Here is a 25,770-nt window from a genome sequence, read left to right as displayed (position 1 = left end):
CCGGAAGCAGAAAAGATTCCGCCAGTGAACACGGTGTCTGAATGGTCTAAGAATCGTGCTGAGCCCTACGGCATCCCTGAGCGGCAACTGCGAGCGTATGCCTACGCTGCGTGGCGTGTTCAGGCGGACAACGGCTGCCAGTTGGGTTGGCCAACACTTGCTGCCGTGGGCCAAGTCGCCTCGGACCATGGACGGGCCGAAGGGTCTGTGGTGGGTGAAGATGGGCTCACATCCAAGCCCCTGCGTGGCCTTTCCATCATGAACATGCCGCCTTTGACAGTGCCGGATACAGACAACGCTGTCACCGATGGGGATGCCACACAGGATGTAGCCGTAGGCCCTATGCAAATTATGCCGTCCCGCTGGGAGCAACACGGTAGCTCTGCAGAGGAAGGCCGTAAACCGAATCCTGACAATATTGATGATGCTGCGTTGACCGCAGCACGCATCATGTGTGAAGCCGGCAACCCAACCTCACCGGAGGGATGGGATGAGGGTGTGAAGCGATTCTTTCACACGCCTGAGGCCGTCAAAGAAGTCCATCATGTGGCAAAGGAGCTGTCGCGTTAATGCAAAACACTAAGCGCGCGTGTGCGGCTATCGTGGTTCTCTTTTCTCTGGGCTTGGCGGCCTGCGGGCAACCTGGCTCGGCGAAAGTTGCCAAAGTTGAGCAGCAGATTCCCCCGTTGGGTGAGCTGCCGCCGCTGCCCACGAGTTACTTCCCACCGCCCCCAGAACCCGAAACTTCAGAGCCACCACCTCCGCCACCACCGACGTCGGTGCACACGGAGACAGTGACACAAGCGCCGCCTCCTCCACCACCACCGCCACCGCCACCGCCACGGCGACCTGGAATCGAAGAAGCGTTGGATATGCTCCTCCGCCTCTAACACACCACTTTTGCGCGATGCTGAAGGAAAACACACAGAAGGAAACCACGATGGCACACCGCCCTTCCGCTGCCAGACGGCGCCAGGCTCCCCCTATCTCCCCGCAGCAGGAACCGGGGTTTAACCAAGACCCACAATCACACTCGAATACAGGTTCAAAGAGCACACCTGAGCTATTACCGGCCAGTGTGACCCCGCCGGGTGCGCAGGAGGGTGACGGCCAGGCCCATTCCGTCCGCCCACCCCGCAAAGATCACCGTCTGGCGGTGCAGGCCGAGAAACTGCGCCTGTCGGCGCTAACTAGCGCCATTCAGTTTGGTGGGCAGAGCCCCAGCATCAAACCACGGCGTTTCGGAATTCTTCTTGGTTCTTTGGCCATTGGACTGGTTATTCTCGGCGGAACCATCGGCGGATCCGCACTCCTGCAGTGGATTGCAAACCGGTAGCAGAATTAGAAGTAGGCATTGAGCAGTAGATACTGAGCCACTAAGAAGAGGAGGGCCCGGCACCGCCGGAGCCCTCCTTCGCCTCTTTAAACGCGTGAGTGTTTAGATCTTCGCCTTGGACTTCTCCAGCTCGTCGAAGATTTCCTTCGGGATGCGGTCGCCCAGGGTCTTGAGGTACTCCTCACCCTCAGCGAACTCGGCTTCGAACTCGGCCGGGTTGACGGCGAGTGCTTCACGGACGTCCTCGAGTGGGGTGTCCAGGCCGGTGAGATCCAGGTCCTCGGCGCGGGCAACCAGGCCGGCGACGGTGTCGTCGGCGTCGACGCGGCCCTCAATGCGGTCAATGACCCACTTGAGTACGCGGGAGTTGTCGCCGAAGCCCGGCCACAGGAAGCGACCGTCCTCGCCACGGCGGAACCAGTTGACCAGGAAGATGGACGGCATGCGGTCGCCGCCCTCGGCGCCACGGTCGATCCAGTTCTGGATGTAATCGCCGACGTTGTAGCCGATGAACGGGAGCATCGCGAACGGGTCGTGGCGCAGGGAACCGACCTTGGCCTCAAGGGAAGCAGCGGTCTGGCCGGAAGCCAGCAGGGAGCCGATCATGGCACCGTGGTTCCAGTCGCGGGCCTGGGTGACCAGCGGGATGGTGGACGGGCGGCGGCCTCCGAAGAGGATGGCGTCGAGCTTGACGCCCTTCCAGTCGTCGAACTCCGGTGCAGCGGTCGGGCACTGGGAGATGGCCACGCAGTAGCGGGAGTTCGGGTGAGCAGCCGGGGTGCTGGACTCAGGGGTCCAGTCGTTGCCCTGCCAGTCGATGAGGTGCGCCGGCACCTCGCCGTCCATGTCCTCCCACCAGACATCGCCGTCATCAGTCAGCGCGACGTTGGTGAACAGGGTGTTGCCTGGCTCCATGGTGCGCATGGCAATCGGGTTGGAGTCGTAGTTGGTGCCCGGAGCGACGCCGAAGAAGCCGTTCTCCGGGTTGACAGCGTAGAGGCCGTCCTCGCGCAGCTTCAGCCATGCGATGTCATCGCCGACGACCTCGGCGGTCCAGCCCTCAATGGTCGGGGTGATCATGGCCAGGTTGGTCTTACCGCAGGCAGACGGGAATGCTGCCGCGATGTGGTAGGCCTTGCCGTTCGGGTCGGTGAGTTTGAGGATGAGCATGTGCTCCGCCATCCAGCCCTCTTCGCGGGCCATGACGGAAGCGATGCGCAGGGCGTAGCACTTCTTAGCCAGGATGGCGTTGCCGCCGTAGCCGGAACCGTAGGACCAGATTTCCTTGGTCTCCGGGAACTGGGAGATGTACTTGGTGTCATTGCACGGCCACGCCACGTCTTCCTGGCCTGGCTCAAGCGGTGCGCCGATGGAGTGGAGGCAGCGGACAAAGTCGCCGTCCTTGCCAATCTTGTCCAGGGCTTCCTGGCCCATGCGCGTCATGATGCGCATAGACATGACCACGTAGGCGGAGTCCGTCAGCTGCACGCCGAGCTTCGGCTCCGGGTCAGAGATTGGGCCCATGCAGAACGGCACGACGTACATGGTGCGGCCCTTCATGGAGCCACGGAAGTGCTCGGTCATCTCAGCCTTGAGCGCGCTCGGCTCGACCCAGTTGTTGGTCGGGCCGGCATCCTCTTCCTTCTCGCTGGCGATGAAGGTGCGGGACTCCACACGCGCCACGTCGGACGGGTGGGAGCGAGCGAGGAAGCTGTTCGGACGCTTGTCCTCGTTGAGCTTGATCAGCGTGCCCTTTTCTACCAGTTCAGCGGCGAGACGGTCCCACTCTTCGTCTGATCCGTCGGCGAAAACGACCTGCTCCGGCTGAAACAGCTCCACAGCGTCATTAATCCACTCAATCAGTTGTTCGTTTTCGGTGGGGGCCTGCCCCTGAAGACCCTTCACTACGGCGGTCATACATTCTCCTCAATAATCGGCGACTACCCAGTTAATTCTTCCCTTTTAGAGTATCGAAATGTTACCCCCACCCGCCCGTCTCACGAAACTGCCCACGATAGCGCGACAATGTCACATATTTCCCACCCCCGAAAGAGGGGCCGGGAAGGGTGGCTGACGGCGAGGGTAAAACGTCGATAAGCAGCTTTGATTCCTGTAATACCTGCCGAGCGGATGGTATGTGAGGTCTGCGGGCAGGATGCGCGAATGTTTTTGTCTTTATTGCCCCTATGCGGGGGACTGGCCTCAAAGCTGCGACAATGGCGTGCGTGAATGATTCTCTTGGTGAACTCCCGCACGGCCGTCCCCCGCAAACTGAGTTTGATACGGGCCTGGATTACCCCCGCCTGGGGTCCGTGACTTTCCGTCGTGGCACGCTCACGCCTAATCAGGAGCAGCTTTTCGACGAATGGTGGCCCCGCCTCGGCCGCATCCTCACCCATTCAGATGAGGATCAGACCATTGATGTTGATGAGTGGTTTGGGCGCAGCGGACACAAGACCATCGTGGAAATTGGGTCAGGCACAGGCACGTCCACGGCGGCGATGGCTCCGCTGGAGAAGGACACGAACGTGATCGCGGTCGAGCTGTACAAGCCGGGCCTGGCCAAACTGCTGGGTTCTGTTGTGCGCGGCGGGATTGAGAACATCCGCATGGTGCGCGGAGACGGCGTTGAGGTCCTCGCCCGCATGTTCCCGCCGGAATCCCTCGATGGCGTGCGCATTTTCTTCCCGGATCCGTGGCCGAAGGCGCGGCACCACAAGCGGCGCATCATCCAGTCGGGCACGCTCAACCTCATTGCCACACGACTGAAGCCGGGCGGCGTGCTGCACGTGGCCACCGATCACGCGGACTACGCCGAGTGGATCAACGAGCTGGTTGAGGTGGAACCGATGCTGGAATATAAGGGCTGGCCGTGGGAGAATGCCCCCATCCTGACCGACCGCCAGGTGATCACCAAATTTGAGGGCAAAGGCCTGGATAAAAAGCACGTGATTTCTGAATATCTCTGGGTGAAAAAATGACAGATGTACATAGCTTGATCCATTCCTACGCCCCCGGCGCGAATGCCGGCCCGGACAGTTTGCTGCTGGTGTGGGACGCGCCGAATTTGGACATGGGCCTGGGCGCCATCCTGGGTGGCCGCCCCACTGCCGCGTACCGGCCGCGTTTTGATGCGATTGGCCGCTGGCTCGTGCACCGCGCCTTAGACATGCCGGGCGAGGTGGAACCGGAAGCAACCGTGTTCACCAACGTCACGCCCGGTTCCGCCGATGTGGTGCGCCCCTGGGTGGAGGCGCTGCGCAACGTTGGCTTCGCCGTCTTTGCTAAACCGAAGGCGGATGAGGAATCTGATGTGGATGCGGACATGATTGCCCACATCACCCGGCGCCGGGACGAGGGCGTGCTGCGCGGAGTAGTGGTTGCGTCCGCTGACGGGCAGAACTTCCAGGACTTGCTCGATGAGCTCGTCGCCGACGGCATCCCGGTCACGGTCATTGGTTTTCACGAACACGCCAGCTGGGCAGTCACCGACCCCGCCATCACGTTCGTAGACTTAGAGGACATCCCTGGCGTATTCCGCGAACCGCTGCCGCGCGTCAACTTGGACCAGCTGCCGGACGGCGGTGCGTGGCTGCAGCCTTTCCGCCCGCTGAGCGCACTGATCAAGAACTAGGAGACGCATGTTCTATAGGTGGGGCCGTGCCGCCTACCGGCACCGCAAGATCATTCCTGTGGTGATCATTGCCCTGATCATCCTCATGCAGGTGCTGTGGGGTGCCAAGCTCGGTGAGCGCCTGTCGCAGGAGGGCTGGGAGGATCCGCGCGCAGATTCCACCACCGCTGCGGTGATTGAGGAGGAGACGTTTGGCCGCGACAATGCCGGCGACGTGATCCTGTTGGTCAGCGGCAACGTCACGGACCCGGCGGTGGTGGCGTCCGCCAACGAGCAGATCTCCCGCCTCAAAGATCGCCCGGAAGTTGACCACTTAACCAGCTATTTTGCCACCCCGAACCCGCAGCTGATCTCCCCTGACAAAACGAAGGCTTTTGCCGCGATCGGCCTGGCCGGTGACGGCGAGCAGACCTTGAAGGACTTCCGGGCGCTGCAGGAAGAGCTGGAAGCCATTGAGATCCCTGGCGCCGAAGTGCAGATCGCCGGCGCTACCGCCGTGGCTGATGCGTTGGACCGCGGCATGGCGGATGATATTGCCCGGGCAGAGAAAATCGGTCTGGTTTTTGTCGCCGTGATCCTGCTGTTCGTCTTCGGCGGTGTCATCGCAGCGGCAATGCCGCTGATCGTGGGCGTGCTGTCCATCATCGGTTCGCTGTCGATCCTGTCCATTCTGGCACAGTTCCAGCAGGTCAACGTGTTCTCACAGTCCATCATTACCCTGTTGGGCCTGGGCTTGGCTATCGACTATGGCCTGTTCATGGTGTCCCGTTTCCGGGAGGAGCTGGATAAGGGCCGCACCGTTGAGGACGCCGTGGCGGAGACCACCACCACGGCTGGCAAGACGGTGTTTTTCTCCGCGCTGCTCATCGGTGTGGCGCTGTCGGGTCTGCTGATGTTCCCGCAGGCCTTCCTCAAGTCCGTTGCCTACGGCGCGATCAGCGCGGTGTTGTTCGCCGCCGTGATTTCGGTGGCGGTACTGCCGGCGTTGTTTGGGATGTTGGGACACAACATCGATAAATGGTCCGTCCGTCGCACCAGCCGTACGGCAAAGCGGCTCGAGGACACGATCTGGTTCAAGATCCCGGCGTGGGCCATGCGCCACTCCAAAGCTGTCATCGTGGGCGTGACAGGCGCACTGTTGGCGCTGACCATTCCCATCGTGGGCATCACCTTCGGCGGTATCAACGAGTCCTACCTGCCTCCCACCAACATGGTGCGCCAGGCACAAGATGACTTCAATGAGACCTTCCCCGCCTTCCGCACGGACCCAGTGAAGCTGGTTGTCACCGGCGCGGACAACCAGCAGCTGGTGGACGTGGTCATGCAAACCCGTCAGGTCACCGGCCTGGCCTCCCCCATGGCACCAACGCAAGCCACGAAGGACGGCACGACGGTGCTCTCTGGCACCCTGGCGGACCGCAATGGTGGTGAGGAAGTCATCGACCAACTCCGCGCCATCACCGCACCGGAGGGTGTGGACCTCTACATCGCCGGCACCCCAGCCATGGAAATCGAATCCATCGAGGCCCTCCTGGAACGCTTACCGTGGATGGCGGTGTACATGGTCGTGGCCACGTTCCTGCTCATGGCGGTGCTCTTCGGCTCGATGATTTTGCCGGCCAAGGCCGTGATTATGAACATCCTGGGTATCGGCGCCACACTCGGTTTCCTCACCCTCGTCTTCGTGGACGGCGTGGGTTCCGGCCTGCTCGGCTTCACACCAGGTCCGCTCATGAGCCCGGTTCTCGTGCTCATCATCGCGATCCTCTACGGTCTGTCCACGGACTATGAAGTCTTCCTGGTCTCGCGGATGGTGGAGGCACGGCACAAGGGCTCGCAAACAAGCGATGCGATTAAATATGGCACCGCGCACACCGGCGGGATTATTACGGCGGCCGCGCTCATCATGATCGTGGTCGCGGGCGCATTTGCGATGAGTGAGATTGTGATGATGAAGTACATTTCCTTCGGCCTCATCTTCTCCCTCGCGCTTGATGCCACGCTCATCCGTCTGCTGCTCGTGCCCGCCGTCATGCATGAGCTGCGCGAGGACAACTGGTGGGCCCCACGGTGGATCAAGCGCGCCTACGAGAGCTTCGGGGAGGGCAGTTCGCTTATCGACGACGCCCCTGCTTCAGAACCCACCCACCCCCGCACCGGCGAAATCCCCATTGGCGATACCGTCCTTGCCACGCAGCACGCCCGCAGCGGTGTGAGCGTGGACCAGGACAGCGACCTCATTCCCTTCGACGAACTCATGCGCCGACTGAATGACTGATCTTCGTTCCTGGGTGCGGTGGCTGGCCCCCGTCGCGGTCCTCATTGTTGTTGGACTGGTTTTCCGCGATCAACTGCCGTTCCTTGGGCAGGCCTTCGCGGCACTTAGCCACGCCTCCCCCTTGTACGTGACGGCGTCGATTCTGTGCTCGGTGCTGGCCATCGTGGCCATGGCCATTGTGATGCGCATCCTACTCGTGGCTAAACACGTAAACGTGAACATCGGCAACTGCACCACTATCACTCTGGCCAGCAACGCCTGGTCCACCACTCTCCCCGGTGGTCCCGCCCTGTCCGCGTGGTTGACCTACCGCGTCCACCGCTCTTGGGGCGCTTCACCGGGATTGTGCGGGTGGTTCTTTGTCATCTCCGGCGCACTGTCCACCGTGTGGATGGTGGTCATTGGCATAGCCGCCGCTATCTTTCTTGGCGCCAACCTATCCATGTGGGCTCTCGCTGGCTCTCTCGCCGTGGCCTCTGCTGCCATTGCCGGCCTGTTCTGGGCCGTGTACAACCCGACCGTGCTCGCACGCTGGACGCGCTACCTGCCAACGCGTGTGCGCGAGCGTGTCCTGCCGGTGATCACTCAGCTTGGTGATATCCGCATGTCCCCCCGCGGTTTCATCGCCGCCGCTTTCTGCTCCCTGCTCAACCAGCTTATTGACGTAGCCACCCTCTACTTCTGTGTCGCCGCCGTCACCGGTTCCCTCCCCGGCTTCACCGCCGGTGTGGATGACACCACGATCCAGGGCGTCACCTTGGCCTTCATCATGACCAAGCTGGCCGGTGCTGCCCAGATCACCCCTGGCGGCATTGGCACCGTAGAACCCGTTGCCACCGCCTCTCTGGTGGCCACTGGGCTCACCTTGGTGGACGCCACTGCCGCCACCCTGATCTACCGCATCGTTTCCTTTGCCCTCATTACCGTCATCGGCTGGGCGGTCTACCTCATTGCTTATGCCGGAAAAGGGTTCATGCTCGGCCGGCAGCACTAACGCCGCCGACCGAGCATGAACAATTCCCCTCTAAAAGAGGCCAGAAGAACTACGCCGCCGAAGCAACATCCTCCTGAGCATCTTCTTCTTCACCTTCAGGCTTAGCCGAAGAACCAGACTTGGAACTAGACCCCTTAGAGCCAGAGCCCTCCTCCGGAGTCGCATCCTCATCCGACTGCTTCGAACTACTCAGATTCTCCAACGCATCACCAACAGTGATCTGACCACCAGAACTACCAGAACCCGGAGCACAGAACGCCCACAGCAAACCAGCAGCACCAGCAAGAGCAGCCAAAGCACCCAGAACCTTCAACGCATCCTGATTGTTGTAAGCAAAAGCCTTCAACTGACCATCAACCCGCGCAGCAAACCGCGAAGCATCCTCATTGTAGATACCCGTACCCTGCTGAATCCTGGAGTTCGCCTCCTGAATCTGCTTACCAATACTCTCCTGCACCGCCATAATGCCCGGCGCCTTCGCATTACCCAACGCAATCAACGGCAACGACAACAGCAGCGCACTAATCACACCACCAACAGCCGGCAAACAACGCTCAGTAATCGGATCATCACTGGAACCATCACCCGAAGAACCAGGCGCATTCTCATCCAAGTTAGACACCGTGCACGACAACTCAGAACCAGTCTTCGCCGGAACAGTGAACTTGCCACCCTCCAGCGTCACATCAACAGCAACACCAGAATCAGTGCACTTAACACTCTTCGGCTCACCATTAGCCTCAGCCACCGTCACAGTGCCCACAGTATTCGGATTCGACGTACGGTAACGAAGAACCTCAGCACCAGACTCATCAGTGACTACAGCCCCCTCATCAAGAGCCACGATCTTCTTACCCGCATCATCAGCCTTCGCATCCTCAATAGAGAACTTCCAACCAGACTTCGTCGCCGGAGCCGTCGGCTCAACAACCTTGCCACGCTTATTCACAAAGTTCTTCTCAATATTGATCACACCCTGGCAACCCTTAGTCGCTTGCTCCACGAGCGTCGCCGACAACTCGGTGTACTGAGTAACTGGAATCCAGTCATCATCACCAGAGATGTAACCCAAGTAGGTGGCGGCATCCGTACCCGGCTGCACTGCTTTACCAACAGCCAGCGGAACAACCCGAGTACCGGCATTCTTCAGGCTGTTAGCAGCCTCCACCGCGGTTTGAACTGCGGACTTCACTCCGCCACCCGAACCGTCGCCATGCTTATTCGGTTGACCATCAGTGATCAGGTAGACGACCGTGTAATCCTTACCTTGGACCTCACTCAATGCCTTCTGCCAGTTGGTGTACCTGTCAGCACCATTCGATGGAATCGCAAGTTTGTCGATGTGATCGTTCAGAGTCTCCTGCTCAGAGGCAGGGGTCTTGTCTAGGTTTTGCTGCCCCTTTGCCGGAGAATCCGTCGCAAAGTTGTAAATGCCAATCTGGGTATCCGTATCCTTCAATGCATCAACGACAGCCTTGCCAGCCTCCTTCGACTGCGCTAGGCCCTGAGGACCGATCGAACCAGAAACATCAAACACAAGCGCCATGCTCAAGCCACCGCAACGCTCCGGAAGTGGCGGGTTAGCCGCGATGGCATGGCCGGCATCGACCGGCGCGGCAGATGCGCGGGGTGTTGCCACTAGAACGCTGGCAACCAACGCCAGGATGGTGATCAGGGTGACCAGCAGCCACTGTGGGCGCACCCGATGTAATGACTTCATGGAAATGACTCCCAAAACTCTGAGAAACTACCTAAAGGGCTATGGACTCAACATTAGATACCGTTGCATTCCGGTGCAATGAATATCGCGCATGAGCAGCCTCCCTACCCCCAGCTGACACCCTTTCGGGGACGACGTACCTGTCATCGCGGGAAGGGGCGCGGGCTATTCTGGGGCCATGAAGAACTCCACCGCTATCACGCTCGACGTTGTTGCCATTGCACTGTTCGCATTGTTTGCGCGCATTGCACACCAGACTGATGAGATGCCACTGAACTTTGCCGGCTGGCTCAGCACCCTGCGGCCGTTCTTGCTCGGTGTGGCGCTGGCGTGGGCAGTGGCGCTGTTTGCTCTGAAGGAAGCTAAAGGCTGGGCCATCTGGCTCATCACCGTGGCTACCGGTTTAATTATCTGGGCAATAAGAAATCAGCAGCTGCCGCACTGGTCCTTCATTCTCGTAGCCAGTGTGATGTCGGCGCTGCTGATGTTGGGGTGGCGCGGTATTGCGCGCCTGATCAAGCGGTAGGTTAACCGCTGATTAGAACGGCAATTTGCCGGAGGCAATCGACTGGACAACCCAGATGATGTAGTTGATAATTTCGGCGCCGATGTCCAATGCACTGCTGAGCATGGGGTCCTCCCAGGGGTCGAAGTGTATTTCCTTTAACGATTCAAGTATCGCCGCTGAAGCGCAGCTTGTTACAACCGGCTGGCTACAGCGGGTGAATGGCGTGCTTCTTCGGCAGATCTCGGTCGTACTTGGTGGATAGCTGACGTAGAGCTCGGCGCAAGGTCAAGCGGGTCTCTGACGGCTGGATCATCGCATCCAAGTAGCCGCGTTCGGTGGCCACGTACGGGGAGGTCATGTTCTCCTCGTAGAAGTCCATGAACACCTTCTTCATGTACGCACGCTGGTTCTCATCCTCAATGGTGGCCAGCTGCTTACCCTGAATCATCACGGCAGCAGCAGCAGAACCCATGACGGCGATCTGCGCGGTCGGCCACGCAAAGTTCAGGTCACCCGTCAGGTTCTTCGAACCCATCACGGCGTAAGCACCGCCATACGCCTTGCGGACAATAAGAGCGATCTTCGGTACCGTTGCCTCCACCACGGAGAACGCCAACTTAGCGCCACGGTGGATAAGGCCGACCTTCTCCTGGTCCACGCCCGGCAGATAGCCCGGGGTGTCCACCACGAAGATGAGCGGCAGGTTGTACGCATCACAGATCTGAATGAAGCGCGCGCCCTTGTCCGCGGCGTCCGCATCAATACATCCAGCGAAATGCATAGGGTTGTTGGCTACGAAGCCGACCGGGCGGCCGTCGATACGCCCAATGGCGCAGATGAGGTTCGGGGCGTAGTTCTCCTGGATTTCCAGGATCTCCTCATCATCACCCAGCTGGACCAGCAGGTCCATCATGTCGTATCCGGCGTTGGTGTCATCCGGCATGAACTCATCCAAGGCAGAGTCATCCAGATCCTCGTCCGCGGGCGCCCATGCCACCGGCGGCTCATCAAAGGAGCTGGTGGGCAGGTGTGCGAGCAGGTCGCGGACAAAATCAAACGCCTCATCTTCAGACTGCACGGTCACGGAGACATTGCCGTTCTGCTCCTGCTGCAGCGCGCCGCCGAGCTCAGCGGAGGAAATATCCTCACCGGTCACCTCACGGATCACGGCCGGGCCGGTGACATACATCTCCGCCTGGCCTTCAACAGCAACAATGAAGTCCGTGGTCACCGGCGCATACACCGCGCCACCAGCGGACTTACCCAGCATGATGGAGATCTGCGGGGAACGGCCAGACAGTGGCAGCTGACGGCGGGCAATCTCCGAGTACATAGCCAGAGAAGTCACCGCGTCCTGAATACGCGCGCCACCGGAATCCTGAATACCAATGACGGGGCAGCCAATCTTGATGGCCATCTCCATCACGTCCACGACCTTGCGGCCAAACGTCACGCCGACGGAGCCGCCGTACACGGTCTTATCGTGCGCGTAAATGGCCACCGGGCGGCCATCGATGCGGCCATAACCAGTCACAACACCATCGGAGTACACAGCATCCGGGTCGCCAGGGGTGCGGGCGAGGGCGCCGGATTCGACGAAGGACCCTTCGTCCAGAAGCGCATTAATGCGTTGACGCGGCGTGGTTTGCCCAGCATCATCACGCTTCTTCCGCGCGCGCTCTGAGCCCGGATCCTGCGCGCGCTCTAAACGGTCGCGCAGTTCAGCGAGTTTTTCAGCGGTCGTTGCCATTAATCCACTCCTGCATATGCTTGCCGACGATCCCCACCGCCGGCTCATCTACAACCGCCAAGTGATCACCCGGCAGCTGCACGATGGTCAAATCTTCCACGATGGCGGCCCAGCCGCCGTCCGGTGCAATATCTGCGTAAGCAGGCTCCAGCATAATCGCACCTTCGTGCATACCCTCCGCACGGAAGAGCAGCACCGGCACGTCAACATCAGCCCACTTGGTCAAATCCACCTTGCCCAAGATCTGGTTGTCCACGAAGCTTGCGCGCTGGTGCTCCAGCACACCGGCGGACAGGCCATGCGCCGAGGCGTCCGTGGTGGCCAGGAATTCACCCAGCATGGTCAGCAGCGCATCCTCACCAGCGGTGTCCAGCAGCTCGTAGGGCACCTCAAAATCGAGGCCGTACGTCTCCTTGGCAAAAGCGGCGTAGCGCTCCCAGCGTGCGCGGACGTTCTCCGGGGTATTCGGCGTTGGGTTCCGAGGCTGGGTGGTATCCAGCAGTGCGATGAATTTCACCTCCGGGGTGTCCCCACCGGCTGCGGAGCTTGCGCGGTTTTGCAGCTGGTGCGCCACCTCATAGGCCAGAGCACCACCGAAGGACCAACCAGCCAGCACGATCGGCTGGCCTGCGGCGAGTTCCACGATGTCCTCGATGTAGGCCGCGGCACGCTCCTCGAGGCTGCCTTCGAGACGCTCCAGGCCGTACACCGGAACGTTGTCCGCCAGGCGACGCGTCAGCGGTTCGTACACCACGGTCGAACCACCAGCCGGGTGGAAAAGGAACACCGACGGCGTGGTCTCATCCGTGCGTGCGCGCAGCACGCGGACGTTGCCCTCCACAGCGGTTTCCAGCCCTTCACGCACCACGTTGGCCAGCGGCTCCAAGGTGTCTGCGTCCAACACCTGCTGCGCGGTCACCTCGATGCCGGAGCGCTCCGTCAGGTGCGCGGCGATCTCACCGGCCACGTTCTCATCGATCTTTGGCAGCGGCGAGGTCACACCAGCAGCGGCCGCACCGGCGTACTTCGCCCACGCACCAAAGACCATGCGCTCAGAGGCATCGCGCGGGGCGACACCCACGCCGGTAGCGGGCTGGTCAGCCCCTGGCTGCTCTACCTCTGTTTCTACTGGCTGAGCCTGCGCAGCGGGCTCACCCAGGCCAGCCCCCGTTTCCCGTGGCAGGTCGGTCTTTGACCGACCTGCCACGGCGTCTTCAACCATGTGGATGACGTCGGCCACGGAGGCGTCGCGAAGCGCTTGGAGCTGCAGTGGCGGAATCTGGAAGTCGTTTTCCACGCGGTTCTTGATGCGCATGCCCATGAGGGAATCCAGGCCCAGGTCAATGAGTGGCAGTTCCACCGGAAGGTCATCCACGTCATAGCCCATGGACTCAGACACGATGGCGCGGAGGCGTTCCTCCACGGTTTCCTTGGCGGGGTCCCACACGACGGGCTCCACATCCACGGCACCGGGAACACCGGACTCGCGGGCAGCTTCGGCCAGCTCACGTGCGGCGGCCACTTCCGGGGGCTGGGGGTTATCCGTCACGCCGGGGAGGGGGGTATTGGCCAGGTCCAAAGTCGTGGCAAAGCCTTCTGCGATGAGCGCTTCCCCACTGTGCACCGTGACGGTGAGACCACCGAGACCACGGCGAACCAACGTGGTGAGCTCGCCCGAAGCGGGCAGGGAGGCGCGCTCCTCCGCAGCGATGACCCGCGCATTCGGGTCCGTCTCAGCGGCGGCAAGCTCCACGAGCTGCATGACCGAGTAAATCTGATCGGCCTGCGTGGCGTAGGCCAGGGTCCCGTCAGGAAGCGACACGCGCGCCCCCAGCGGACCGGAACCCGACGCGGAGGGGCGAGCATCCGTCCACAGATCATTGCGCTTGAACTGCGTATGCGGCAGATTCGCGCGCGCACCAGCACCAGCAATCGCGGCGAGATCCACCGACATGCCCTGGACATACAGCTTGGCAGCGAGGTCCAGCAGCGTGGCCACCTCGTTTTCCTTGCGCTTCAAGGAGAACAGCAGCTGCGCATCCGGCTTGCCCACGGAGAATGCCGTGTTCATCATGCCCATAATCGCCACCGGGTTCGGGGAGATCTCCACCAACGTGGTGTGACCAGCAGCAAAAGCCGCCTCCGTGGCATCCTGGAACATCACCGGTTGGCGCGTCATGCGGATCCAGTAGTCCACGTCATGCACGGTCTCACCCGGGCGGTGCGTGCCATCGACGGAACCAAAGTGCGTGATGCGCAGCGGCTTCGGATCAATGCCCGCGATCTCGCCGGCCAGCTCACCCAGGATCGGGTCAAGCATGCTCGTGTGGCCAGCACCGCGAACCTGCAGCTTGCGTGCGAATTTCTCTTCCGCTTCCAGCGCCGCCACCAGGTAATCCACGGCCTTGCCGGGCCCGCCCACAGTGGTCATGCCCGGACCCGCGTACACCGCGGGCTCAACGCCGGAAGCTTCGGGATGCTTGTCGACGAACTCCGTCAACTGCTCCCGACTCAACTCCACCACGGCCATGGCACCTTCCGCATCGGTGCCAGCCACCTGCTTCTCCCCCTCACCCATGAGGCGGGCGCGAGCGCAGGCGATGGTGAGTGCGTCCTCGGCGGACAGGCCACCGGCGGCATATGCCGCGGCCATCTCGCCCATGGACATGCCCATCGTGGCTGCCGGGGTGATGCCGTAGCTGGCCAGAAGATCTGTCACCGCGATTTGAATGGCGGTGATGGTGACTTGGCCGGTTTCGGTGTCATACGTCTGCTCATCATCAAGAATGAGGTCCATCATGGACCAACCGGATTCAAAGGCAACGACCTTGTCCAGCTCCTGGATGCGCTCCCGGAACAGCGGGTTGACCTCCACCAAGCGTTTGGCCATCTTGCGGTGCTGCGAACCAAAACCGGAGTAGACAAACACCGAGCCAGCCGCCGCGGGGCTGTCTGCGGAGTACACGCCCTGCGTGTTCTTACCCTGGGCGACGTAGCCCATGCGCTTGGTGGCTTCTTCCACGGTGGATGCGGTGACCACGGCGCGTGAACGGCCATGGTTGCGGCCAGCCAGCGTGCGGGCCACTGCGCGCAGATCCGTCTTCGCGCCGGTTTTCTCCAGCGCCTCTTCCACCACGCCCGCCATATCCCGGCGACGCGAGGGCAACAGGCCAGACACCGGCAGCAGAACAAGGTCCGGGTTCTCCGGATCAATCAGTGCAGATGGCGTGTCAGCCTCGACCTTGTAGTCCGACGCATCAAAGTCGCTGAGCACTACGTGTGCATTCGTGCCACCGAAGCCGAAACCGGACACACCAGCGGTGCGGCGGCCGGAGTACTGCGGCCACTCGCGGGGATCTTCCACGATCTCAATAGACTGCGCATCAAAGTCCACGTACCTGTTCGGCGCGGTGAAATTAGCAGTCGGCGGAACCGTGTCGTGCTTGAGCGCATCGATGACCTTGATCATGGCCACAACACCAGCGGCGGATTCAGCGTGGCCGATGGTGGACTTCGCCGACCCCAGCAGCAGTGGCTCTGAATCCGGGCGGCCAGCGCCGGAACCCAAGACCTCACCCAGGGCGGTGGCCTCAATCGGATCTCCCAAGGCGGTTCCCGTGCCGTGGGCCTCCACCAGGTCCACCGTTGCCGGATCCACACCAGCATCCGCGTACGCGCGACGCAGCACATCCACCTGTGCTTCCGGGTTCGGGGCGGTCAGACCATTGGAGTGGCCATCCGAGTTCGTGGCCGAACCCTTGATCACGGCCAGCACGTTATCCCCATCCGCAATCGCGTCCTCCACGCGCTTGAGCACGATGAAGCCGGCGGCCTCCGCACGCACAAAACCATCCGCATCATCAGAGAATGCGCTGATCTTGCCAGTCGGGCTAATCACGCCCAGCTCGGAGAAAGCAGTGGAGATAAACGGCGAGGCCATGATGTTCACGCCACCGGCCAAGGCGACATCCGCTTCCCCATCACGCAGTGCGCGCACGGCGTGGTGCACTGCAACCAGGGAAGAAGAGCACGCGGTGTCCACGTTCATGCTTGGGCCGCGGAAGTCGAAGGCGTAGGAAATACGGTTCGGAATGATGGAGCTCGCTGTACCCGTCAGTGCATACGGGTGCGCCGACGCCGGGTCGGAGGTGATCAACATGCCGTAATCATTCGAGGAGGAGCCTACGAAGACACCGACGGATTCCCCGCGCAGATCACTGGCCGGCAGGTTGGCATCTTCGAGTGCCTCCCACGCCAGTTCCAACATGATGCGCTGCTGCGGGTCCATATTGGTGGCTTCCAATGGGGACAGACCAAAGAACTCATTATCAAAGGTGCGGATGTCATCCAGGTAGCCACCCTGGACGTTCTGCTCCTCCATCTTCTTGGCCATCACCGGGTCACCGAGGTACTCGGACCAGCGGCCTTCCGGCACATCACCCGTGACGCACTGGCCGGTGACAAACAGGTCCCACAGTTCATCCGGGTTGGCTGCCTTGGGGAAGCGTCCGGCGCGACCCACCACAGCAATGTCCCCAGAGCCATCCGTGGCGCGGCGGGTGCTCACCGGCTTCGGTTCACCTGACAGGCCGGTACCCGCCAGCAAACCATGCGCGAGCGCCTCCACCGTGGGGAACTGGTACGCCACCGTGGGGTCCAGTTTGATATCCAGCAGGTTCTCCAGTTCACCGGACAAGACGATGACATCGCGGGAGGACAGCCCCAGGTTCTCCAAAGGTGCAGCTGGGTCTACCTCATCAACACTGGTTCCAGTGGCATCTGAAATCCACTGCCGCAACCAGGTGATCAGTTCTGCCTCGGTCATCGTCTGTGCCACAGGTCCTTCCTAGTGAATACCGTTAAAAAAATTGAACAGGGCAATCCAGTTATGTATCGGACGGTCAAGGTTAACCGTTAGCCAAATACTTCTTTCGATTAACCTGTCGGGCAATCTTGCCGGAGGAGGATCGCGCGATCTCATTCGGGGCGTAGAAGCGCACTTCTTCCGGGCTGATGCCGTGTTTGCTGCTCACCGCACCGCGGATCGCGTCCTCGGCGAGTGCATCGGCAGCCGGGTCAGCGCCTTCAACGCGTTCAACCAGCAGCACCAGCTTCTCCACATCCTCACCCGGGACAGCGAATGCTGCCACCGAATCAGGGCGCACATGATCGCTGGCCTCCATGGCGGTGGCTTCAATGTCCTGCGGGTAGTGGTTACGGCCGGCAATGACAATGAGATCCTTCACGCGGCCAGTGATGTACAGGTGTCCCTCATAGAGTGACACCAGGTCACCGGTAGCCAGCCACCCATCATTCGGTGTGTCTTCCGGCACGGTGGAACCTTCAGCCAGGCGTTGACCAAGAGTGTTGCGGAAGGTCTGCTGTGTCTCGTCCTCGCGGCCTTCATACCCCACCGCCACGTTGTCGCCGTGGATCCACAGCTCACCGATGGTTCCTTCCGGCACCTCATTGCTTGTCGAGGGATCCACCACCGCCACCGCCATATCCGGCACCGGCTGCCCATTGGAAGCGAACGCGATACCGGACGCATCACCCGCGGAGACTTCCACAATCTTGCCTTCGCCGACCTGCTCGCGGTCAAAGTACTTGAACAGCGGGCGCTCTTCGGTCTGTGGGGTGGACACGATGAGGGTGGCTTCTGCCAGACCATAGGACGGGCGCAGCACCAGCGGATCTAGCTTGGATGGGGCAAATGCCTCGACGAAGCTTTCCACGGCGGCGCGCGTGACCGGCTCGGAGCCGACGATGATGCCGTCTACCTGGCTGAAGTCATAGTCTTCGGCGTTCTCCGGCGTGGCATAGCGTGCCGCCAGGTCCAGGGCGAAGTTCGGCACAACGGTGTAGGTGAACTGGTCTTCATCGCCTTCACGGAAGGTCATCTGGTCCATCCAGCGCTTCGGCTGCTGGATGAAGTCACGCGGGCTCATCAGCTCGAACTCGATGCCCATGATGGTCACGAACACGGTGAGGATGATGCCCATGTCGTGGTGCAGTGGCAGCCACGTGGACAGACGCAGCGGCATTTTCAGTTCCGCTGCATCATAAATCTGCAAAACGTTGGTCAGGATCGACCGGTTGGTCAGCACAACACCCGCCGGCAAACGCGTAGAGCCGGAGGTGTACTGCAGGAACGCCACCTGGTCCACCGGGTCAATGTCTTCCCGCTCCTCCGGCGGCGTCCACGCGTCCGCGAGGGAATCCGGCAGGGAATCAACCACAAGAATGCGCGGGCGCTCCGGCTTAGGCACCTCCGCGAAGAACTCACGGACAGCCTTGGCACCCACGTTGTTGGTCAGGACCGTCTTAGCGCCACAGTCAGCCATGACGGAACGTAGCTGCTCATCGTGTCCCGGCTCATTCGGGTCATACAGTGGCACCGGCACCTGATCGGCGTACACGGCACCCATGAAGGCAAAGATGTACTCCGGGGAATTCGCCGCCAAGATGGCCACACGGTCCCCCGGCGCGCCGGTCTGCTGCAGGCGGGCAGCCACAGCCTTGATGCGGGTGATTACCTCCTCACGGGTGAAGTCCACCGGGGTGCCTTCACGCGATTCGGAGAAATCCCAGTAGCGCATCTGGTGCAGGTCGCCCGTACCCATCTCCGCACTGCCCTGGTAGAGCATTTCGCACAGCTGGTAGAGCGAGAGCTCCGGCGGCAGGTCAATCTTGTCGTCGTCATAGAACTGGTAGAGCAGTTGCTCGAGATCCATACTTCTTCCGCTCCTTTTGTTGTGGCTAACTAACTTCAGCGATGCGCTGTCGAATCCACTCTACGGTCCATGCGTTCGCTGTGGTGCCAGGAATCACGTTTGGGTTGGATGCGTACATGGCGTGCACACCATTCGCGTTCACCAAATCTTGTGCTCGACCCAGCGCATCCACCACGTTTGGCGGTGCATCGCAGATGCTGTCATCCGGGGCACAAATCTCAATGGCTCGATCATTCAGGACACCGAAGCCACCTTCACGCACACCCCGCATGGTGGCGCCAGGCACAACTGCCTGCACAATGCGGTTCAGCGGGTGCAGGGCGATCTCCGCTCCCACACCGCCGAGTTCCACACCGGGGTTGATGCCCACCGCGTTCTCGCGGCGTCCATCCGCGATCATCACCACACCGGCGATGCGCTCCGGACTGACCACACCGACATCACGTCCGATCTCATTGGCAATATCACCAACAATGACCGCTCCCTGGGAGAACCCAGCCAAGATGAATTGAGTTGAAGCGCACGTGTCCGCCACGAACTTCAGTTCAGCCTTGAGTCTCTCCGTGCCCTCATTACGCGAATCGTCATAGCTCATCTCACCGCGGGACTGCACAGACTTGAACTGTGCCGTGTACGGCAACGTCCACACACGCACATCATTGATGTCGTACTGCTCCTGCAGTGGCCGCGTAATGGAAAGCATGAAGCTCAGCGGGTTTGCCTGCGGATTAAACGGATCATCATCCTTGGATGACTCCCACGTGCCCGGCGCGGAGATAACCTCCACCGCCGGGCACCATGCGGGCTCATCAGGCTCCCCTGGGCCTGGTGGCAGGACCTCATCAATCGGACCACCGTCTGGCCCGAGCCACTTCACCGCACCGAAGGCGATGACACCCACAACAAACAGGGCAGTAACAAGAGTAAGGACTTTGCGGGTGCGCACGTGCGCGCCTCCTAACTAGCAGAGGTTGGCGTGCGCGGCGTCGTCGATAAGCTTGATCAGCTGCTCATGGTCCAGTTCAGTGCGCTGCTGCTCAATGAGCTGACCAGCCACCGCGTCACGAGTGATAGTTTCACCACCGCACAACGTACCGGCGGTAGCTAAAAGTTGATCTTCGTTCCCTTCAATTTTCACTCCACCTTCCCGTAGAGCTTCCAGGTAAGCCTCCTGCTCTGGAGGACGCTTCGCGGTGTTCTCCGGGAAATCAGAGACCTCGCTCGCAGCACCTTCATTCTCCAGAGCATCATCCTCCGGGCGCTTCTCACTACTCGGCTTCGTGCTCGTGGTGGTGGACGCGGTACTCGTCGCAGAACTCGTCACCGCACTCGGGGTTGCGGTCACATCAGAACTATCGACGGTCGTCCCACCACACGCAGCCAACGTCAAACCAGCCACGGCGAGGGACAGTGCTACTGCGACATTACGCATAAGAGGTGTGACTCCTTAGTTCTTACGCTCGCGGACCTGGCCGAAGATCTCGTCCAAGGTGCCATGCTGGAAGGTGATGGTCTTACCACCGGCCGGGATGTCCTTCATGTCAGACGTTGGCCAGCCAAGGCGACCCTGCTCCCAACCGTTCTTGCCCCACTCGTTGAAGATGTTGCCGTAGTAGATCACGTGAGCACCAGACGCCGGGGAGAAGTAGATGTTGCCGTGCTCGAACTCCTGGAAGAAGCCACCATTGATCTTCTTCTCGTTGCTCGTTGGGTAGCCCAGGTTAGAGCGAGCGGTGCCCATCTCCGCGTACTTCGCGCCGATGGCGCCGAAGACCATGTGGTGGCCCTCGCCCACGCCCTCTGGGTTACGCGTCAGGTAACCATTCTGGAACTTCTGCACGTAGCCAGCACCAACAGCCTCAGCCTCAGCGACCGGGTAGCCCAGCGGGCCGCCCTCGTAGCTACCCTTACCCCATGCTGCGAACATATCGCCCGGGATAGCCTGCGCACCGGTCTCCGGGGTCCAGTAGACGGAACCACGCTCAAAGTGGACGTAGCGGCCCTTACCATCCGGGGTGGTCAGCTCGCTCGTCTTGGGGAAGCCCAACCAACCAGTCGGGCCGCCCAGAGCGTTGTACTTAGCCAGGATCGCACCGATCAGCACGTGCGCACCGGTATCCGGGGACCAGAACGCGGAACCATTCCTGAACTCCTGAGCCTTACCGCGGCCACCGGCCACGTCGTACTCGTTGTTCACGCAGGAACCGATAGCACCGGACTTGGTGGCCTCACTGATCGCACCAATGGCATTGCACTGTGCACCACGATCACCCTCCGGAATGTTCAGCGACTCAGCAATGAACGGCCATGCCTGGGACATCTCAAACTGCCAGTACTCCCAGGAGTGAACACCCGACGGACGGTACCGAGTGACGATCGGAACGCCCGCCTGCTTCGCATACCGCTCAAAGGTCTGGGTGGACATGCGGGAGATAATCTCCAAGCCAACACCAGCCGCATTGGCTGGGCCCTTTGCCACAGACTCAGCGTTACCAAAGTCATCCTTGCCGGAGCCAGCAGAGACGTAGACTGTCTTGCCCTTCAGGTTCTCAATACCAAGCTTCGGATCGTGGTCGATCCAATCCTGGGAACCAGCCGGGCCCCACATTGCCTCAGAGTTGTAGCCGCCAGCATCCTTTTGAGCTGCCATAATTGCCATCGGCATACCGGACGTGGTGGTGTCCAAGTAACCAGAGAAGGAACCCACAAAGTTGAACAGGTGCGGGTTACGCTCCGCCAAGTTCACAGCAGCCGTACCACCCATGGACAGGCCCACGACAGCGCGGGAACCATTCGAGCGGTACTCATTGTTCAGCACCGGGACCAGCTCCTTAGTCAGGAAGGTCTCCCACTTGTAGTGCTTACCGTTGTCCGGCTGCTGCCAGTCGGAGTAGAAAGAGGACTCGCCGCCCACCGGCAGAACCACGTTGACATTCTTGTCCGCGTAGAACTGCTCGATATTGGTCTCGATGGTCCAGCCATTCTCATCATCACGCGCGCGCAGACCATCAAGCGCCCACACCTCAGGGAACTTCGCCTGCGGGTTCGAGTGCCAGTCACGCGCCAACAGGATCTGCACCTGGATCTGCTCCCCCGGCATCGCGGCAGAGTTAATAAACACAGCCACACGACGCTGCGTCAGCCACTCAATACGGTCGACGGTCACGCCCTCCGGCAGACCATCAATGTGCGGATTCTCATCCACCTCAATCGGCGTGCGCTTCGGCGGGTCCGACGGACGCAGACCATCGGAAAGGCCGCGCCCAGAGGACAAAGAACTGGACAGATCAGAAGAACCAATCTGTGCAACTGCCGGAGCGACGGCTACACCAACAGCCAGTGCTGTCGGGACCGCGGCGATAGCGAGCATCTGGCCCTTCGTGGCCTTGCGGGGAAAACGTCGTGGTGTCAAGCGCATGGAGGCATCCCTTTAGTGGTTGATTCGAGCAAATAGGTACGGCAAAATACCGGAGCTCACCACCCCAGGGGTTCCCCTCCCCTAGGCCGGGCCGGCTGCTTCATTATGTTGTGGCATGAAGTTTAAGTTTCACTTGAGACTTTACCCTGGAGACACGCCGAGTGAAAGGTGTGAATTGTGGGTTTAGTGGTGATCGCGTGTTTGTTGGGGCCTCTTTCCGGTCCCTGCCAGTGCACGATTTCCGGAAATCGTGCACAACCCGCATTAAAACACCAGGACTGCTCTTAACTTTGGAAAGTTCAGGGCAGAGGCCCGACCAACTCCGAGGAGTTCGTCGTGGGCTTCCTCGAGCAAGGGCCCTCAAAAGTGGAAAAGCCTCCAAAACCAACAAAAAATCCCTCCCAGCCCTTTTCAAAGGGACTGGAAGGGATCCCGTCACTCGTACGAGCGATTACCACGCATTCATGTGGTTGAGCACGCGCGCCTTGGTCTTGACCATCTGGCCGCCGAACTCTTTCCAGTTGTGCAGGCCCAGTGACGGGTAATCCGAGGTTACGTTGATACCGGTCAGGCGGGCCTTGCCTTCCCAGATGCGGGTGCTTGCCATTGCGCCGATCTCGAGGAGAGAGCCAGCGACCTGGTGCTGGGGCAGGTAGCTCGCATCAGCCGGGCCTGGGATGCCGCTGGCGGCAGAGATATACACGTCGGTGTTGCGCAGGCCGTGCATGTTGAGGAACGGGTCGTTCTCAAAACGGGTCGGGCTGAGCAGGGAGCCGTACATGGCATTGATGTTGTAGCCACCGGCATCCAAAAGCGACAGACGCAGCATGGTCTGCATACCTGGCAGCGTGGTGGTCAGGTAGCCAGAGAAGCTGAGCACCTGACGGAACTGGTTGGGGTGCTTAGCTGCCAGGTTCATTGCGGCGGTGCCACCCATGGACAGGCCGATGATGGAGTTGTTGTTCGGCGCGACACCGAAGTGCTGCTGGAGGTAGCCGGGCAGCTCACGAGTGAGGAAGGTCTCCCAACGGTAGGTCTTGCCGTTGCCGTACTGCGGGTCCGCAGTCCAGTCGGCGTAGAAGGAGCCCTCACCACCAACCGGGGCAACCAGGGTGATGTTCGTGTTCTCGTAGATGGCTGCCGCGTTGACGTCTTCAAACCAAGCGTTGGTCTTCTCCGTCGCACGCAGGCCGTCCAGCAGATACAGGCCAGCGTTGCCACCGCGTGCTGCCGGCACGATCTGAACCGGGATGTTGCGGTTCATCGACGGGGACCACACGTCACAGCGCTGCACCCAGTAGCCAACTGGATCCCAGTGGCAGTGTCCGGTTGCGTCAGGGCGCAGCCACCCACGCGGGTTGGCGTGTGCCTCATTCGGCGCAACAAGCATCATGCTCATCGCTGCTACAACTGCTGTCACCAGCGCGATCAGGGCGCGGCGCACAGAGAGAGTCGCGTTCATGTTCTCACCAATCAGATCTTCGGGAAAATTTTGGGATTACATCCCGGTATGTCGCAGATTGTCTGCAAAACGTTACCGTGATGTTATCAACGGTGCACAAAACTTTTCCACTTATTGGTCTGACCAGTACACGGGCGGGCCTTCCAACCCCACGTCTTCGCCGGCGGCGATGCGCTCGAGCGTGTCCGCATCAAGGTACACATCAGGGAAATCATTGACGGTCAACGTGCGACCCTTTGTCAGTGCCCAGCCCATGTTTTTCACAAAACGCTTCGCACTCATCGGTTCGCGGTAGGTAGCAATAAGCTCGTTGATCTCAGGCGTACGCAGCGCCGCACGTGCTTGCCGGACGAGCTGCTTATCCGCGTTCTCCGGCAACTCCTCAACATCCACCCCCGTATCTGCCAACTGCCAGTAGTACGGCAACTGCTTGTCGTGGCCGATGCGTCCGTCCGGCAGGCGTGGTTGACGCGCGGCCAGGGGCGTGGTTAAGCCGACGGAGTCCAGGATGCGATCATCCAGCTCGGCCAACATCCCGGTCATGCCCAAATTGATGTGGTACGCCGTGGGTGGCAGCTGCCCGAGGTCCGTCTGCGCTTCCTTCCCGGTCATACGGGGGCGGGGTTGCCAATGAAAGACGCTTGGGTGCTCTTGGAGGCGCACCAGGGTCACCGCGGCAGTCGAATTAGTCTCATCGGAATGGATTGCGTCCCAGGCTTCGGGCCACCCGTTCATCATGTCTGAGGCGTAGAAGTCTTCGGCGTAGCGTGGCGGGTTACCGGATTCACGGAGCAAGACTGCCGTCCAGAATTCTCGTTCGTCCACGATAGTGAGCTCCACCGGGTTCTCATCAAAAGGATCAAAACCTAAGTCGTGGCCACGGTGGATGACCAACCCCGCCCAGATGACTAGCCCCGCGGTGGCCACCCCCGTAACCAGCGTGGCTGGCACCGCCATCACCGGCAGCAGCATGGCAAACAGGGGCAGCAGAACCATGCGTCCGTGCATGAAGTCCCCGCCCACTTTCACCACATATATAAGGTGCAGTGCGCCACAGCCGAAGACCAAGAGGGCCACCAAGGCCTGTTTGCCAGCGCGTTGGTAGATAAACATTGCACCCAAAGCGATGGCGATAAGGAGGGGCAACCACAGCCAGTAAGGGTGCACCGTGTCCCATACATAGGCGGCACCCGTGCGCCAAGCGGATTCGGAGGCAGACTTAGCCACCGCGGTGTGGGGTGTGAGCAGCCCGTAGTAGCCCATACGGAAGATCGTGTAGGCCGCCGGCAACGGCAAGGCCGCAGCCAGAATTCCGCCGACGCGGCGCAGATTGTGGCGGTTCAAAGCAAGCAGCAGCACACCGGTCAATCCGCCGTACAAGGCCAGTTCAGGCCTGACCAGCCACGACAAACCAGCCCAGAAGGCAAGCCAGTACAGGGTAGAGGATTTTTCCGAATCCTCTGCCCAGCGCACCAACAGCGCGAACCATACCGCCAGCCATGCCAAGGACAAGCCCCATTCCAAACCGGAGGTGGCAAAGTCCCGTGCGGGCGGCAGGGCGAGGTAGATGATGATGCCAAACGGCAACACCGTGTGCTGCCCCCACAGCTTGCCCGCGGCAACAGTGCCCACCACCGCCGCGATGACGGTGAAGGCAAGGGCCAGCCACATCGCTACATCCTCGAGCTTCATCCCTGGCCACCAAGAGAAAGCAACAATGAGGTACTGCCACAGGGTGGACGTGTTCGCCTCAACGCGCTCACCAACATTGAACACGGGGCCGTTACCGGCGAGGATGTTGCGCACGGTGCGCAGCACAATCAGCCCGTCATCGCTGATCCAGCGGCGGGCGAAACCACCCCAGAATGCGAAAGCGCCCGCGATGAGAGCCGACAAGAGCAGCGAAAGACGGGCGCTTTTTTCCATGCGGAGCATC

At 60.8% G+C, this 25,770-nt stretch carries 17 protein-coding genes; 7 read left to right on the top strand and 10 right to left on the bottom strand.

From position 1 onward, the window contains the following. Positions 1-24 precede the first annotated feature (24 nt). Positions 25-570, top strand: coding sequence for a lysozyme family protein (locus QP994_RS07445; protein ID WP_284856167.1), 546 nt, complete (start codon positions 25-27; stop codon positions 568-570). Positions 571-1,078: 508 nt separating this feature from the next. Beyond that, positions 1,079-1,336: a hypothetical protein gene (locus QP994_RS07440; RefSeq protein ID WP_284865937.1), complete on the top strand. Its 258-nt coding sequence runs from the start codon at positions 1,079-1,081 to the stop codon at positions 1,334-1,336. A gap of 102 nt (positions 1,337-1,438) precedes the next feature. On the opposite strand, the gene QP994_RS07435 is transcribed toward QP994_RS07440, so the two are convergent. Beyond that, positions 1,439-3,253 (bottom strand): phosphoenolpyruvate carboxykinase (GTP), encoded by a 1,815-nt coding sequence (locus tag QP994_RS07435; RefSeq protein WP_284865935.1) that lies wholly within the window; start codon positions 3,251-3,253, stop codon positions 1,439-1,441. Positions 3,254-3,552: 299 nt separating this feature from the next. On the opposite strand from QP994_RS07435, the gene trmB reads away from it, so the two are divergent. Genes trmB through QP994_RS07415 form a run of 4 tightly spaced genes read left to right on the top strand, consistent with a single transcriptional unit; the run spans position 3,553 to position 8,242 of the window. Further along, positions 3,553-4,317, top strand: a complete 765-nt coding sequence (gene trmB, locus QP994_RS07430; RefSeq protein WP_284865934.1) for a tRNA (guanosine(46)-N7)-methyltransferase TrmB — start codon at positions 3,553-3,555, stop codon at positions 4,315-4,317. Next, complete coding sequence (locus tag QP994_RS07425; protein ID WP_284865933.1) at positions 4,314-4,970, top strand: NYN domain-containing protein; 657 nt, start codon at positions 4,314-4,316, stop codon at positions 4,968-4,970. Before trmB ends, QP994_RS07425 begins: the two co-directional genes overlap by 4 nt. 7 nt (positions 4,971-4,977) lie before the next feature. Continuing rightward, a complete protein-coding gene (locus QP994_RS07420) occupies positions 4,978-7,248 on the top strand; it encodes an MMPL family transporter (RefSeq protein ID WP_284865932.1) in 2,271 nt (756 codons plus the stop codon). Next, a complete protein-coding gene (locus tag QP994_RS07415; protein ID WP_284865931.1) occupies positions 7,241-8,242 on the top strand; it encodes a lysylphosphatidylglycerol synthase transmembrane domain-containing protein in 1,002 nt (333 codons plus the stop codon). Before QP994_RS07420 ends, QP994_RS07415 begins: the two co-directional genes overlap by 8 nt. 49 nt (positions 8,243-8,291) lie before the next feature. On the opposite strand, the gene QP994_RS07410 is transcribed toward QP994_RS07415, so the two are convergent. Further along, positions 8,292-9,962: a vWA domain-containing protein gene (locus QP994_RS07410; protein ID WP_284865930.1), complete on the bottom strand. Its 1,671-nt coding sequence runs from the start codon at positions 9,960-9,962 to the stop codon at positions 8,292-8,294. 178 nt (positions 9,963-10,140) lie between these two features. Between QP994_RS07410 and QP994_RS07405 the strand changes: the two genes are divergently transcribed. Next, positions 10,141-10,488: a DUF3054 domain-containing protein gene (locus QP994_RS07405; protein ID WP_284865929.1), complete on the top strand. Its 348-nt coding sequence runs from the start codon at positions 10,141-10,143 to the stop codon at positions 10,486-10,488. 187 nt (positions 10,489-10,675) lie between these two features. Here QP994_RS07405 and QP994_RS07400 read toward each other — a convergent pair whose 3' ends face one another. From QP994_RS07400 to QP994_RS07365, 8 genes are all read right to left on the bottom strand, one after another. Next, entirely contained in the window at positions 10,676-12,220 is a 1,545-nt protein-coding gene (locus QP994_RS07400; protein WP_284865928.1) for an acyl-CoA carboxylase subunit beta, read from the bottom strand. Next, positions 12,204-17,045, bottom strand: coding sequence for a polyketide synthase Pks13 (gene pks13, locus QP994_RS07395; protein ID WP_284865942.1), 4,842 nt, complete (start codon positions 17,043-17,045; stop codon positions 12,204-12,206). Before pks13 ends, QP994_RS07400 begins: the two co-directional genes overlap by 17 nt. Before the next feature lie 82 nt (positions 17,046-17,127). Next, on the bottom strand, positions 17,128-18,954 hold the full coding sequence (locus QP994_RS07390) for a FadD32-like long-chain-fatty-acid--AMP ligase (RefSeq protein WP_284865927.1): 1,827 nt from the start codon (positions 18,952-18,954) through the stop codon (positions 17,128-17,130). Between the two features lie 25 nt (positions 18,955-18,979). Beyond that, on the bottom strand, positions 18,980-19,900 hold the full coding sequence (locus tag QP994_RS07385; RefSeq protein WP_284865926.1) for a cutinase family protein: 921 nt from the start codon (positions 19,898-19,900) through the stop codon (positions 18,980-18,982). A 15-nt stretch (positions 19,901-19,915) separates the two neighbouring features. Beyond that, the gene (locus QP994_RS07380) at positions 19,916-20,386 is read right to left on the bottom strand and encodes a hypothetical protein (protein ID WP_284865925.1); all 471 of its coding nucleotides are present in this window, start codon (positions 20,384-20,386) and stop codon (positions 19,916-19,918) included. A gap of 15 nt (positions 20,387-20,401) precedes the next feature. Then, positions 20,402-22,372: an alpha/beta hydrolase-fold protein gene (locus QP994_RS07375; RefSeq protein ID WP_284865924.1), complete on the bottom strand. Its 1,971-nt coding sequence runs from the start codon at positions 22,370-22,372 to the stop codon at positions 20,402-20,404. 451 nt (positions 22,373-22,823) lie between these two features. After that, positions 22,824-23,834: an alpha/beta hydrolase gene (locus QP994_RS07370; protein WP_284865923.1), complete on the bottom strand. Its 1,011-nt coding sequence runs from the start codon at positions 23,832-23,834 to the stop codon at positions 22,824-22,826. Positions 23,835-23,945: 111 nt separating this feature from the next. Further along, positions 23,946-25,760, bottom strand: a complete 1,815-nt coding sequence (locus QP994_RS07365) for an arabinofuranosyltransferase AftB family protein (RefSeq protein WP_284865922.1) — start codon at positions 25,758-25,760, stop codon at positions 23,946-23,948. Positions 25,761-25,770: the final 10 nt, after the last annotated feature.

Origin of the sequence: Corynebacterium sp. MSK044, assembly GCF_030232825.1 — a bacterium.
In the GTDB taxonomy this organism is placed as follows: Bacteria; Actinomycetota; Actinomycetes; order Mycobacteriales; family Mycobacteriaceae; genus Corynebacterium.
This window is presented reverse-complemented; position numbering and strand designations above follow the sequence as displayed.